Source organism: Rugosimonospora acidiphila, assembly GCF_039543385.1.
Lineage (GTDB): Bacteria > Actinomycetota > Actinomycetes > Mycobacteriales > Micromonosporaceae > Rugosimonospora > Rugosimonospora acidiphila.
Genome location: NZ_BAABJQ010000001.1, coordinates 322,801 through 336,447 on the forward strand (window position 1 = coordinate 322,801; position 13,647 = coordinate 336,447).

A 13,647-nucleotide genomic window follows, 5' to 3' on the forward strand; every position below is an offset into this window, starting at 1 on the left:
TGCCGGTGGACCTACGAGAAATTCTCCGGGTGGAGCCGGGCAGCCGGGTGGATCTCGGCGCCATCGATCCGGACGGGACCCCCGGCCTGCCGGGCAAGGCCGGCAAGCGACCCAAGGCCTGGGCGCGCCAGGAACTGGAGAAGGTCGGCATCGAGCTGGCCTCCCACCAGGAGCGCCTGTACGCGAACGCCAAGGCGGCCGCCGGGCGGCGGCGGGTACTGCTGGTGCTGCAGGCCATGGACTGCGGTGGCAAGGACGGCACGACCCGGCGGGTCGCCGGCACCATGAACCCGCAGGGCCTGCACATCGTCGCCTTCGGCACCCCGACGCCCGAGGAGTTGGCACACGACTTCCTGTGGCGCATCCGGGCGGCCATGCCGACCGCCGGATATGTCGGGGTATTCAACCGCTCGCACTACGAGGACGTGCTGATCGCGCGGGTACACGAGATCGTCACGCCGGACGTGTGGCGGGCCCGGTACGCGCAGATCAACCAGTTCGAGCGGGACCTGACGCGCAACGGAACCACCATCGTCAAGGTGATGCTGCACATTTCATTCGAGGAGCAGCGCAAACGCATCGAACAGCGGCTGGATGACCCGACCAAGCACTGGAAGTACAACCCGGCCGACGTGGACGAAAGGGGTTACTGGGCCGAATACCAGAACGCCTATCAGGACGCCCTCTCAGAGTGCTCGACCGGCTACGCACCGTGGCACATAATTCCGGCAAATAAGAAGTGGTACCGCGATTGGGCCGTCGCTTCCCTGCTCAGAGGGGCTTTCCGGGATTTGCGGCTAACCTATCCGGAGGGCGCATTCGATCTGGCGGCGGAACGGCGCCGGCTTGCGGCCGCGACCGTACCCGTGAAACAACGGGTGACCCGGCGGTGAACTAAAGTTCCCGGAGATCACCCCCCGTACCGTGTGAGGTTCCCGCGTGCGATTCCGACTGCGTCCGAGCGACAACTCCTTCTACGACTTCTTCAGCCGGGCCGCGCAGAACCTCGTCGTCGGCACGGAACTGGTGGCCGAACTGATCCTGCCCGGCGCGGACATCCAGGCGATCAGCGAGCGGCTGGTCGAGGTCGAGCACGCGAGCGACGCGATCACCCACGACCTGTACCAGAAGATCAATTCGACCTTCATCGCGCCGTTCGACCGGGAGGACATCTACCGGCTCGGCTCGAACCTGGACGACGTCATGGACCACCTGGAGGCGGTGGGCAGCCTGGTCTACCTCTACGGGCTGACCAAGATGCCGGCGCTGCCCCGCGAGATGCACGAGATGGTCGACGTGCTCGACCGGCAGGCCAGGCTCACCGCCGCCACCATGCCCCGGCTGCGCGGCCTGAGGGACCTCGAGGACTACTGGGTCGAATGCAACCGGCTCGAGAACGAGGGCGACCGGGCCTACCGGATGCTGCTGGTGCGGCTGTTCTCCGGGGAGTACGACGCGCTGACGGTTCTCAAGATGAAGGAGGTCGTCGAGGAGATGGAACTCGCCTGCGACTCCTTCGAGCGGGTCGCCAACACCGTGGAGACCATCGCGGTGAAGGAGTCGTGATCGCCTCCGACCCGCGCCGTGCTTCGCACCGGGCCGGACCGGCGTCATGAGCTTCGAACTGTGCGCCACCATCGCGGTGATCCTGTTCGCGATGGGCTTCAACTACACCAACGGCTTCCACGACGCGGCCAACGCGATCGCCACCTCGGTCTCGACCCGCGCGCTGACCCCGAGGGTGGCGCTGGCGATGGCCGCGGTCGGCAACCTCATCGGCACCTTCCTCGGTGGCAAGGTCGCGGCCACCGTGGGCAAGGGCATCGTCCGGCTGCCCGAGGGCTCGGCCAGCCTCGGCGTGGTGATCGCTGGGCTGATCGGGGCGATCGCCTGGAACCTGACCACCTGGTACTTCGGCATCCCGTCCTCGTCGTCGCACGCGCTTTTCGGCGGCCTGGTCGGTGCGACCCTGCTCAGTGGGCCGGGCGTGGTGCTGTGGGGCGGCATCCTGAAGAGCGTGATCATCCCCATGGTGCTCTCCCCGATCATCGGGCTGATCCTCGGATACTTCGTCATGCTCGGCGTGCTCTGGGCGTTCCGGCGCGGTCACCCCGGCACCCTCAACCGGGGCTTCCGGGGAGCGCAGTCGGTGTCCGCGTTCGCCATGTCGATCGGGCACGGCATGCAGGACGCGTCGAAGACGGTCGGCATCGTGCTGCTCGGGCTGACCATCGGCGGGTACGAGTCGATGACGCGCCACCAGTGGTGGGTGGACGTGTTGACCGCCCTGGTACTGGCCGTGGGCACCTACTCGGGGGGCTGGCGGATCATCCGTACCCTCGGTCGCAAGGTCATCCACCTGGACCCGCCGCAGGGCTTCGCGGCCGAGGCCACGGCCTCGGCGGTGCTCTACACGGCGACCGCGTACGGGCTGCCGATCTCGACGACCCACACGATCACCTCAGCGATCATGGGGGTGGGCGCGACGAAGCGGCTCTCCGCGGTCCGCTGGGGCGTCGCCGGCAACATCCTGGTCGCCTGGGTGCTCACCTTCCCGGCCGCCGGTGCCGTCGGCGCGATCGTCTACCTGCTGATCCGGCCGCTGTTCTGAGCCGGCGGTCGGGCCGGCCGCACCTCGGCCGCCCCGACCGCCCAGGCGTTCGCCGCGCGGGTCCGGCGGTGCCGGGCCGCGCCGCCGGCCGGAGTCAGTACCGGACGCCGATCTGCGCGCGGACGGCGTCCAGGCAGCGCATCACCTCGATGGTCGAGGACAGCGGCACCAGCGGGCTCTCCGTCAGTCCCTCGCGCAGGCAGCGCATCACCTCTTCGGCCTCGTAGCCCATGCCGTTGCCGCGGATCGGCACCTGCACCACCTCGGCCTGCTGGCCCCGGTGGATGGTGAACCGGTCGGGCCGGAAGAACAGCGTGGGCAGCTCGATCCGGCCGGTCTCGCCGACGATCGTGGCGGTGCACGGGGTCGCGCCCACTATCCCGCAGTGCAGGCTGGCCAGCGCCCCGCCGTCGTAGCCGAGGATGATGCCGGTGTTGTCGTCCACCCCCTCGGGCGTGAGGCTGGCCAACGCGGCGATCCGCTGCGGTGGGCCGAGGAACAGCTGAGCGAAGGTGACCGGGTACACGCCGAGGTCGAGCAGCGCGCCGCCGCCCAGTGCCGGATCGCGTAGCCGGCTGGTGGGCTCGAACGGGCCGGCGATGCCGAAGTCCGCGTAGACCGCGGTCACCTCGCCGATCGCGCCGTCGGCGACCAGTTCAACGATCTTCCGGATGGCCGGGATGGTGCGCATCCACATGGCCTCCATGAGGAACACGCCGCGCTCGCCGGCCAGCGTCACGAGATCCTGCGCCGAGGCCAGATCGAGGGTCATCGGCTTCTCGCAGAGCACCGCCTTGCCGGCCTCCAGGCACAACCGGGCCGCCTCGTGGTGCGCCGAGTGCGGGGTTGCCACGTAGACGACGTCGATCTCGGGATCGGCGGCCAGTTCGGCCCAGGAGCCGTAGGCGCGGGGGATGCCGTGCCGGGTGGCGAAGGCGCGAGCGGCGTCGAGAGTACGGGAACCGACGGCCGCGATCTCAGCGTCCGGCAGCAGCGCCAGATCCTGGGCGAAGGTGTTGGCGATGTTGCCGGTGGCCAGGATGCCCCACCGAATACGCGTGCTCATGGCATGATCCAACCATGTCCGGTGCGGGCAAGTAGGGTCGATGGGTGAGTTCTGAGTCCGTCGCGCGCCCCCGCCCGGCAGCGACCGTGCTGCTGCTCCGCTCGCCCTACGAGGTCTATCTGGTGCGCCGGGCCGCCAGCATGGCCTTCGCCGCCGGGATGTACGCGTTCCCCGGGGGCACCGTCGACCCCCGCGACGCGGGTACGGATCTGGACTGGGTGGCCCCGCCCGAACGGCTCGGGCTGCCCGCCGACGAGGCCCGGGCGGTGGTCTGCGCCGCCGTGCGCGAGGTCTTCGAGGAGACCGGCGTGCTGCTGGCCGGGGCGAGCGCGGACACCGTGCTCGCCGATGTGTCCACAGTGGAGTGGGAACACGCCCGGCGCGCGGTTGAGGCGCGCGAGGTGGGCTTCGCCGAACTGCTGCGCGAGCGGGGGCTGGTGCTGCGGGGCGACCTGCTGGCCGCGTGGAGTCGGTGGATCACCCCGGAGTTCGAGCCCCGGCGGTACGACACGTACTTCTTCCTCGCCCGGCTGCCCGAGGGGCAACTGACCCGGCACATCGGCACCGAGGCGTCACATTCGGTGTGGGCGGCTCCCGCCGACACCGCTGAGTTGCCGATGCTGCCCCCGACCCGGACCACGCTCGACCAACTGGCCGACTACCGCAGCATCGACGCCGCGCTGGCCGCGGCGGCGCACCGGGACGCGGTGAACCCGGTGCGCCCACGACTGGTCGACGGTCGGCTCGTGTTCTGAAGGCCGCCACCTTCTCGAACCGGCCGTGTCCGACCGGCCTGGCTCGGCGCGTCTGCCGACGCGCGACGGGCCAGGTCGGTCGTCCGACCGGTCCGGGCCGGCGCCTCTAGCGCCGCACCACGCCCCAGACCAGTCGTCAGCCACCGCGGTTGGCCGTGATCGGCCGGCAATCGTCAGCCGAAACGGCCGGTGATGTAGTCCTCGGTCTTCTTGACCGAAGGGTTGGTGAAGATCTTGGCGGTCTCGGCGTACTCGATCAGGCGGCCGGGGTCGCCCGTCTTGTCGATCGAGAAGAACGCCGTCCGGTCGGAGACCCGGGCCGCCTGCTGCATGTTGTGCGTGACGATGATGATCGTGTACTGGTTCTTCAGCTCGCTGATCAGGTCCTCGATCGCCAGCGTGGAGATCGGGTCCAGCGCCGAACACGGTTCGTCCATCAGCACCACCTGCGGCTCGACCGCGATGGCCCGCGCGATGCACAGCCGCTGCTGCTGACCACCGGACAGTCCGGCGCCGGGCCGGTTGAGCCGGGTGTGCACCTCGTTCCACAGGTTCGCCGCGCGCAGCGCCTTCTCGCAGGCGTCGTCGAGCACCGACTTGCGCCGCACGCCGCCCAGCCGCAGCCCGGCCACCACGTTGTCGTAGATGGACATGGTGGGGAACGGGTTGGGTCGCTGGAAGACCATGCCGATCGTCCGCCGCACCGCGGTGACGTCGACATCGCGGGCGTAGATGTCCTGGCTGTCGATGGTCAGCTTGCCCTCGACCCGGGCGCCCGGCAGCACCTCGTGCATCCGGTTGATCGAGCGCAGGAAGGTCGATTTGCCGCAGCCGGACGGGCCGATCAACGCGGTGACCGACTTCGGCTCGATCACCATGCTGATGCCGTCGATCGCCTTGAAGGCGCCGTAGTACGCGGTGACGCCGACCGCTTCTATCCGCTTCGCCATTACCGACTCCTGAGGGGCGATCATTTCTGGTTCAACTTGGTGCGGCGCGACAGCAGCTTTGCCACGACCGTCAGTGCGAGCACGAGCGCCACCAGGGTCAGCGCCGCGGTCCAGGCCCGGGGCGGGCCGTACTTCGAGGCCAGGCTGGCCTGCTCGTAGATGTAGACGGACAGCGACTCCTGGTTGCCCTGGAACGGGTTGAAGTTGCGGTCCGGGGTACCCCCCGCCACCAGGAGAACCGGCGCCGTCTCGCCGGCCGCGCGGGCGATGGCGAGCATGATGCCGGTGACGATGCCGGGCAGCGCGGTCGGCAGCACGATCCGGGCGATCGTCCGCCACTTCGGGATGCCCAGCGCGTAGGAGCCCTCCCGCAGAGCCCCGGGCACCAGCCGCAGCATCTCCTCGGTCGACCGGGTGACCGTCGGCAGCATCAGTACGCACAGTGCCAGGGCCGCCGCGAAGCCGGAGTAGAACGGCTTGTCAGTCGGGGAGAAGTGCGGCGAAACGATCAGCACCCAGAACGCCAGGATGAACAGGCCGGCCACGATCGACGGGATACCGGTCATGACGTCCACGAAGAACCGGATGGAGTTGGCCAGCCGGCCCCGGCCGTACTCGACGATGTAGACGGCGGCCAGGATGCCCAGCGGCACCGTGATCACCGTGGCGATGCCCACCTGCTCCAGGGTGCCGACGATCGCGTGGTACGCGCCGCCGCCGGAGTCGAAGGCGGTGATGTTGCGCATCGAGTTGTTGAAGAAGGTGCCGTCGAGCCGGGTCTTGCCCTTGTTGACAAGGGTGACCACCACCGAGACCAGCGGCAGCAGTGCCAGGATGAACGCCGAGTAGATCAGCGACGTGGCCACCCGGTTACGTGCGGAGCGACCGCCCTCGACCACGGTCGAGACGACCGCCAGCACGATCAGGAAGATGAGCACGGCGCCGACGATGGTGAGCACCCAGCCGGCGTCGAGCAGGCCGCCGATCTTGAAGACCAGGTACGCCACCACGGCGGCCCCGACCCCGATGCTGATCAGCGACCAGAGCGGCAGGCGGCGGGTCTGCAACGAGGTGGTCAGCGGTGCCTGCGGAGAGTTGGTAAGGGTCGTCATGCTCATACCGCGCTTCCGAGGAACTCACGGCGGCGGTACACGATCGCCCGAGCGATCACGTTGACCACCAGCGTGATGGCGAACAGCACGAGACCCGAGGCGATCAGCGCGCCGCGGCCGATGTCGGTGGCCTCACCGAAGCCGTTGGCGATGTTCGCGGCGATCGTGTTGCCACCGTCGTGGATGATGTCGATCCCCACGCCGAAGCCGCCGCCCAGGACCAGCGCCAGGGCGATGGTCTCGCCCAGCGCCCGGCCGAGGCCGAGCATGACCGCCGCGATCAGGCCGGGGCGGCTGTAGGGGAGGACCGCCAGGCGGACCACTTCCCACTTGGTCGCGCCGAGCGCCAGCGCCGCCTCCTCGTTCATCGGCGGGGTCTGCCGGAACACCTCCCGCGACAGCGAGGTGACGATCGGCAGCACCATGATGGCCAGGACCAGCGCGCCGAGCAGGATCGACTTGCCGTAGGGCCCGTCGCTGCCGAACAGCGGAATCCAGCCGAAGTACTTGTGCAGCCAGCCGGAGAACTGCTCGACGGGCAGGTACAGGTAGTCCCGGCCCCACAGGCCGAAGACGATGCTCGGCACCGCGGCGAGCAGGTCGATCAGGTAACCGAGACCACTGGCCAGCCGCTTGTGCGCGTAGTGGGACAGGCACAACGCGATGCCCAGCGCCACCGGCACCGAGATGACCAGCGCGATGGCGGAGCTGTAGATGGTGCCGATGGCCAGCGAGGCGATGCCGAACTTCGGCACCTCGTCGTCTGGGAACCACTGGAAGTGAGTCAGGAAGTTGGCCTTGTCGGCCCGGATCGCCGGCACCGCCTTGGCGATCAGGAAGACCGCGATGGCCACGATGATGACCAGCACGACTACGCCGGAACCCGTTGTGAGCCAGCGGAAGACGCTCTCCGGGCCGAACCGGCGCCTGGTCGGCAGGGCGCCGCCGCCACCCATGGGGGCGACCGGGCCGCGGCCGCCGGAGCGGTGCCGCGGGATGTCGACGGTACGGGTGTCGTCCTCGACAGTCAGGTCATTCGGCGAATCCGCCGAGGCCGCGGAAGCGGCCTCGGCGGAGCCGGGAAACGATGGTTGGCTCATCGTCTACCTATCGTTCGTCTTACCGGTCGGTTAGGGGCGTCAGCTGAGCTTGGCCACGGTGGCGGCAACCTTGGTGCGGACCGTCTCCGGCAGCGGGGCGTAGCCCAGCTGGGTCACCGACTGCTGAGCGGCGCTGCTGGAGGTGTAGCCCAGGAAGCCCTTCAGCAGCGGCAGCGCCGTCGAGGAGTTGCCCTGCTCGCAGACGATCTCGTAGGTCACCAGGACGATCGGGTAGGCACCCTGAGCCGTGGTGTTGTAGTCGATCTTCATCTGCATGTCGTCGCCGGTGCCGGTGGTCTGCGCGCTGGCGATGGTGACACCGGCCGAGGCGGCGGTGAGGTCCTGGAACTGACCCGCGGCGTTACCGATCTTGGCGGTGTTCAGGCTGTCGGCCTGCGCGTAGGACCACTCGACGTAGCCGATGGCGCCATCGGTCTTGCCCAGCTGGGCGGCAATGCCGTCCGAGCCCTTCTCGGCGTCGCCGCCCGGGCCCTTCCAGGTCTTGTCGTGGCCGAAGGTCCAGTCGGTCGGGTCAACGGTGCTCAGGTAGTTGGTGAAGTTGTCGCTGGTGCCCGAGCTGTCCGAGCGGTGCAGCGTCAGGATCTTGGTGGACGGCAGGGTCGCACCCGGGTTGTCCGCCTTGATGGCGGCGTCGTTCCAGGTGGTGATCTTGCCGGAGAAGATCTTGGCCAGCGTCGCCGGCTTGAGCTGCAGGTTGCTCACGCCCTGGACGTTGTAGACCACCGCGATCGGGCCCACTGCCATCGGCAGGTGGATCGCCGGGCCGGTCTTGCAACGGTTGTTGGCCTTGGGCTGGTCAGCGGCAGTCAGCGCCGAGTCCGAACCAGCGAAGTCCGCAGTGCCGGAGATGAATGCCTGCTGGCCAGCGCCGGATCCGGTGCCCTGGTAGACGATGTTCGCGCCCGAGCACTGGGTCTGGTAGTCCTTGACCCACTGGTTAATGGCATTCTGCTGAGCCGTCGAGCCCTGAGCGTTCAGGGTGCCGGTCGCGCAGCTAATCGTGCTAGCGGAGGCGCTGCTTCCACCGGTGGGGGTGGACGGCGAGCTCGCGGTGTTGTTGTCCGACCCGCACGCGGCGAGCGCGAACGTCGCGGTCAGCGCGAGGCCGGCCAGGATGCCGTGCCGCTGGAGCTTCACGTGCTGTCCCTTCGAGAGTTTTCGGTAGTCATACCGGGCCGGCGGCGAAGCCCCCGTCCAGTCAACCGGCGATCTCGCCGGATGACTGGACGTTAAGAGCGGCAGATGGACGGTGCAGAGGCCAGAAGTGAACGCATGGTGAACTCGTCAAGGTGCTCGGTTGACGATGTGCCGATGGCGAGATGTCGGTTGCGTGAACGGTGGTGCTGATGCCCGATTTCATGCCTCATTTGTGATGACAATGTGGAGTTCGGCGGGTGAGTCCGGCAGCTCGGAAGTGAGTTGGCTCACCGACTCGACGTCATCGGCCGGCGTCGGCGGAGCTGATCCGCGGACCATCCGGGAATGCCCGTCCCGGTAGGGCGTGCGGGCCGCCGGGATATCCGGGAATGCCCGTTCGGTCGAGACGGGTGGCCGTACGTGCCGTCGGCAACAATCGGATCGTTTCCGGATCGAGTCCGGCGGCGGTCAGGCCCCGCGCCGGAAGGAGACGTCCGTCGACCAGCGCACGAAGCCGTTCTTCTGGTACAGATGTACCGCCGTCGAATCGTTCCCGTCCACGTACAGCATGGCCTGGTCGAGCCCGCGGTCCCGCAGGTGGCGCAGGCCGGCAAGGGTCAGCGCGGTACCCAGGCCGAGGCCCTGCGCGTCCGGGTCCACGCCGAGCACGTAGACCTCGCCGATCGGGTCGTGCTGGTGGACGTCGGTACCGTCGACGCGCCGGGCGCCGTGCACCTTGGTCCAGTGGAAGCCCAGCATCGGGCGCTCGCCGCCCGCTGCTGCTTCATAAGCACCGGCCTCATCGGCGCCGGCCTGCTTCGGTTCGCCCGCCCGGCCCGGGTCGCCCTCGGGCGCGCGCTCAGCGATCAAGAAGCCGGTCGGGTCGAACCATGGTTCGGTCATCCGGACCCGTAGGTCCTTGAGCGTCCACCGGCCCTGGTCGGGGTGGTGCGCGAACGCCCGGCCGTTGAGCTCGACCCACCGCTCATCGTCAGCACCCGGCCGGAACGCGCGGATCCGCACGTCGGCCGGCAGGGCCGGCGCCTCGATCGGGGCGTCCAGCGGGCGGCGCATCTGGTACAGCACCCGGTGCCGTTCGAAGCCCAGCGACAGCGCGAGCGCGGAGGCCGAAGGGTGGTCGCCGTGCGCCCACAGCCGCAGCCGGCCGCTCGGGTCGTGTGCGGCCGCCGCCTCGGTGACCGCCGTCACCAGCGCCCGGCCGAGCCCCCGCCGGCGGAACATCGGGTGCACCACCAGTTCGGCGCTGGCGCCCTCCACCGTGTCCGTGGTGTCCACGTGCGCGTACCCGACCAGGCGCCCGTCCGAGCGGATGAGAAGGTGCTCCGCGGGCTCGTCGCCACCATGGCTCAGATGCAGCATGACGTGCTCGGACAGCGGGTTGACGCCGTCGGCGTCGCTCGCCGCCCGGGTCAGCTCGATGACCTCGCTCACCTGCTGCGGATCCAGTCGTTCCAGGCGCCGAACCGGCAGGGTGGAGGTCATTGCGCAACGTTATCCCGGCGGCGGCGCGGGCCTCCGGCAGACCGCCCACCCGGGTGCGGACCACCTATCCGCCGCCGGAACGCCCGTTCGATGCCGGAACGCCCGCCCGGGCCGCTATACGGGGGTGGGGATGGTGACCGGCTCGGTCTCCGGCAGCGCCCGGGCCTGTGGGGCCACGAACTTGTACCCGACCTGGCGAACGGTGCCGATCATCGACTCGTACTCCGAGCCCAGCTTGGCGCGCAGCCGCCGGACGTGCACGTCCACCGTGCGGGTGCCGCCGAAGTAGTCGTAGCCCCAGACCTCGCGCAGCAGCTGATCCCTGGTGAACACCCGGCCGGGGTGCTGGGAGAGGAACTTGAGCAGCTCGAACTCCTTGTAGGTGAGGTCGAGCGGCCGGCCCTTGAGCTTCGCGGCGTAGGTGTCCGGATCGATCGACAGCTCGCCGGCCCGGATCAGGGTGCCCTCGTTGGCGTTGGCCTGGCCCAGCCGTCCGGCCGCCAGCCGCAGCCTTGCCTCGATCTCGGCGGGGCCGGCGGAGGCGAGCACGATGTCGTCGAGCCCCCACTCGGCGGACAGCGCGACCAGGCCGGACTCGTAGACCACGGCGATCAGGGGCACGCCCAGGCCGGTGGCGTGCAGCATCCGGCAGGTGGCGCGGGCATCGGCCAGCTCGCCGCGGGCGTCGATCATGACGACATCCGGCGACGGCCCGGAGACCAGGGTGCGTACGTCGCGGGGTGCCGTGCGCACCGAGTGTGGCAGCAGGTCCAGAGCCGGCAGCACGGCCGCCGCCTCGCCGGCGGGTCCGCCGGTCAGCAAGAGGATTTCCACGCGTCTCCTCCGTCTCGTCTTGACTGATTCCCGACGGCGCTGACGGGCGGGTTAAGAGAGAAGGATAACCGATGGTGCGGGCCGATTCACCACGTGAAATGGGGCACTGGCGGACCCCGCCGCCGCGAACATCCGACGGCGGCCGGCGTCGCGGTACCCGGTCACACTCTGGCACGATCAGGGGCGTGTCCCCGACAAACCCACCGGGCGGAGGTCGCGAGGCGCCGGACGGCGCCCGCGAGCAGTGGCAGCACGGGCAGCGTGCGGCCGTGCGCCGCCCGCGCCGGGCAGACCCCACTGGCCGCCGCATCGACGACTCCGACCCGTACGGCTGGAGCGCGACGCGGGACGGCGGGATCGACTACCCGCCCGGCGGGCCCGACGAGGATCCCTCGGCCGGGCGGGACCGTCCCGAGCGTGGCCGGCCGGAGCGGGGCCGGGGCAATCCCGGACAGCCGGGCCCGGTCCCGGCGGGTCCGATGCAGGCCGCCCCGGGGGGTCCCGGGTGGGCCGACCCCCGCCAGGAAGATCCGACCCGAGCCATGACCGGAGCGCCCGAGGGCGACCGTGACCCGGGCTCCCGCGGCGGCCAGCCCCGGGGGGGCGGCGGGCGGCGGCTGCGCGGGCCCCACCGGCGGCGGGCCGTCGAGGGCCAGCAGACCGGCCTGACCCAGGGCATGCAGTCCGACCTGCCGAGCTGGCTGCAGGAGCGTGGCGAGGGCGTGGCGCCGTTGGACCGGCTGCTCTCGCTGGCGGTGGCCGGGTTCGCCGGCCTGCTCGGGCTCGCCCTGGTGCTCGGCGCGTACGCCGGCGCCGGCTCGTACGGGTTGGTGGTCTTCGCGGTACAGGTGCTGTTCGTCCTGGCCTGGACGGTGACCATGCGGCCGACCGGGCCCCGGGTGGTGGCCGGCGTGTCGCTGGCCGCCGCGGCGGGCGTCGACCTCGCCGCGACCATGACGTCGCACGCCTCGCTGGCGCCCCTCTGCCTGATCACCGTCGCCGCGGTGGGCGCCGCCGTGGCCGGGCAGTTGCTGCGCCGCAGCCCCCGGCCACGGGTCACCGAGTCGCTCGGCAGCACCTTGATAGTCGTGATTGGCGTGGTCTGCTTCGGGATGCTGGTTGTTTTGAATCGGCACGCCCCGGGTACTCCGGCGATCGTCGCCTGCCTGGTCGCCGCCGGGGTCGCGCTGGTGGTGGCCAGGCTAGGCGACATCGTGTTCCCGTCGCCGCGCACCAGCCCCCTGGTGCCGCGGGGCACGGTGGGCGTGGTGGCGGGCGCCATGGTGGGCACCGGCGTGGCCGGCGTCATGGGCTCGGTGCTGGTTGGGCTGGACCCCAAGCGGGCCGCGCTCGCCGGCTTCGCCACCGCGCTGGTGGCGGTCCTCGCGGACCTGGCGGTCTCCTATGCGGAGGTGGGCAGGCAGTTGGAGGGCGAGCAGCCGGCACTGTGGATCGCGCGGCACATGCAGGGCCCGCTGGGCGGGTTCGCGTTGGCCTCCCCGGTCGCGTACGTGCTCAGCGTGATGGTGCTGGTCACGAACCTGAACTGACGCCCCCCGTCTCGAGGACCGAGGAGCATTCACATGGCGGCCAGTCGTAGGCGTGGACGCAAGGCCCTGCTCGTGTTGGTCGTCGTGGTGATCGCCGTCGCCGGGCTGTTCGTGATCGCCGACCGGGTGGCCGTCATCGCCGCCGAGCGCACAGTCGCCGACCAGGCCAAGAAGCAGCTGACCGCGCAGGGGGTCAGCTCGCCGTCGAACCCGTCCGTCAAGATCGGCGGCTTCCCGTTCCTGACCCAGGTCGTCGGCGGCAGATACAACAAGATCACGATCGACATCGCGAAGCCGAGCACCCGGGACGTCACGCTCGACGACCTCACCGTGGTGGCCACCGGGGTCAACGCCAGCCTCGGCGCCTTGATCAACGGCAGCGGCGACATAACCGCCGACCACGTGGCCGGTACCGCCCGGCTGGACTGGTCCTCGGTGTCTCAGCTGATTGATCTGTCGCAGTTCGGCAGCGGTGGCGCGACGGTGGCGCCGCTGCCCAACGGCGAGGTCCAGATCACCGCGCCGGTGAAGGTACTGACCCTGTCGATCAATGTGGTCGCCACCGGAAGCATCCAGGTGGTCAACGATGCGGCGCAGGTGCACATCAACAAGGTGAACGTCCAGGGTGGCAACGTACCGCCCATCCTGCAGCAGGTGCTGGGGTCGCTCGAACAGCAGCTGTCGTTCAACGTGAAGATCCCGCCGCTGCCGTACCACCTGAAGATCCAGAACGTCCAGGCGAAGCAGGCCGGAGTGACAATTACAGCGACCGCCGCCAATGTCCCGCTGAACAGCGGCGGAGCGTAAGTGAGCATTGTCGCAAGGTGAGGCGCCCTGTCCGGGGGATGCCGGCGATGGTAGGCTCCGGAGCCATGAGCCCACTGGTCCCCGCGTCGCCGTTCCTGGCGTGCCGTGACCGTGATCTGATGCTCACGAAGCGCCGGCCGATCGACTTCGGCCTGGTCGCGGCCTGCCTGTGTCCCCGGGCCTGACACGGCGGCCGTTCCA

Annotated in this window: 13 protein-coding genes; 6 read left to right on the forward strand and 7 right to left on the reverse strand. The window is 69.8% G+C overall.

From position 1 onward, the window contains the following. Positions 1-29 precede the first annotated feature (29 nt). From ABEA87_RS01555 to ABEA87_RS01565, 3 genes are read left to right on the forward strand one after another with little or no spacing between them, the layout of a single operon-like run. A complete protein-coding gene (locus ABEA87_RS01555) occupies positions 30-893 on the forward strand; it encodes a PPK2 family polyphosphate kinase (RefSeq protein ID WP_345625293.1) in 864 nt (287 codons plus the stop codon). A 46-nt stretch (positions 894-939) separates the two neighbouring features. Continuing rightward, complete coding sequence (locus tag ABEA87_RS01560; protein ID WP_345625294.1) at positions 940-1,566, forward strand: DUF47 domain-containing protein; 627 nt, start codon at positions 940-942, stop codon at positions 1,564-1,566. A 46-nt stretch (positions 1,567-1,612) separates the two neighbouring features. Next, positions 1,613-2,611, forward strand: coding sequence for an inorganic phosphate transporter (locus ABEA87_RS01565; RefSeq protein WP_345625295.1), 999 nt, complete (start codon positions 1,613-1,615; stop codon positions 2,609-2,611). Positions 2,612-2,705: 94 nt separating this feature from the next. Here the strand turns inward: ABEA87_RS01565 and ABEA87_RS01570 are convergent, their stop codons facing one another. Then, complete coding sequence (locus tag ABEA87_RS01570) at positions 2,706-3,677, reverse strand: Gfo/Idh/MocA family protein (protein ID WP_345625296.1); 972 nt, start codon at positions 3,675-3,677, stop codon at positions 2,706-2,708. Positions 3,678-3,721: 44 nt separating this feature from the next. Between ABEA87_RS01570 and ABEA87_RS01575 the strand changes: the two genes are divergently transcribed. Continuing rightward, a complete protein-coding gene (locus ABEA87_RS01575) occupies positions 3,722-4,432 on the forward strand; it encodes an NUDIX hydrolase (RefSeq protein WP_345625298.1) in 711 nt (236 codons plus the stop codon). Between the two features lie 173 nt (positions 4,433-4,605). Here the strand turns inward: ABEA87_RS01575 and pstB are convergent, their stop codons facing one another. The 6 genes from pstB to ABEA87_RS01605 form a co-directional block, all read right to left on the reverse strand. Further along, on the reverse strand, positions 4,606-5,382 hold the full coding sequence (gene pstB / locus ABEA87_RS01580) for a phosphate ABC transporter ATP-binding protein PstB (RefSeq protein WP_345625300.1): 777 nt from the start codon (positions 5,380-5,382) through the stop codon (positions 4,606-4,608). Between the two features lie 20 nt (positions 5,383-5,402). Then, the gene (gene pstA, locus ABEA87_RS01585; RefSeq protein WP_345625302.1) at positions 5,403-6,500 is read right to left on the reverse strand and encodes a phosphate ABC transporter permease PstA; all 1,098 of its coding nucleotides are present in this window, start codon (positions 6,498-6,500) and stop codon (positions 5,403-5,405) included. Next, positions 6,497-7,450 carry a phosphate ABC transporter permease subunit PstC gene (gene pstC / locus ABEA87_RS01590; protein ID WP_345625749.1) on the reverse strand — a complete coding sequence of 318 codons (954 nt, stop codon included), beginning with the start codon at positions 7,448-7,450 and terminating at the stop codon, positions 6,497-6,499. The genes pstA and pstC overlap by 4 nt, the downstream gene beginning before the upstream one ends. 183 nt (positions 7,451-7,633) lie before the next feature. After that, positions 7,634-8,752, reverse strand: a complete 1,119-nt coding sequence (pstS, locus tag ABEA87_RS01595; protein WP_345625304.1) for a phosphate ABC transporter substrate-binding protein PstS — start codon at positions 8,750-8,752, stop codon at positions 7,634-7,636. A 468-nt stretch (positions 8,753-9,220) separates the two neighbouring features. Next, on the reverse strand, positions 9,221-10,255 hold the full coding sequence (gene mshD / locus ABEA87_RS01600; RefSeq protein WP_345625306.1) for a mycothiol synthase: 1,035 nt from the start codon (positions 10,253-10,255) through the stop codon (positions 9,221-9,223). A 114-nt stretch (positions 10,256-10,369) separates the two neighbouring features. Then, positions 10,370-11,089, reverse strand: a complete 720-nt coding sequence (locus ABEA87_RS01605) for a response regulator transcription factor (protein ID WP_345625308.1) — start codon at positions 11,087-11,089, stop codon at positions 10,370-10,372. 185 nt (positions 11,090-11,274) lie between these two features. Here ABEA87_RS01605 and ABEA87_RS01610 point away from each other — a divergent pair, with 185 nt between their 5' ends. Beyond that, entirely contained in the window at positions 11,275-12,639 is a 1,365-nt protein-coding gene (locus ABEA87_RS01610) for a hypothetical protein (protein WP_345625310.1), read from the forward strand. Between the two features lie 33 nt (positions 12,640-12,672). Next, positions 12,673-13,446 (forward strand): LmeA family phospholipid-binding protein, encoded by a 774-nt coding sequence (locus ABEA87_RS01615; RefSeq protein WP_345625312.1) that lies wholly within the window; start codon positions 12,673-12,675, stop codon positions 13,444-13,446. Positions 13,447-13,647 lie beyond the last annotated feature (201 nt).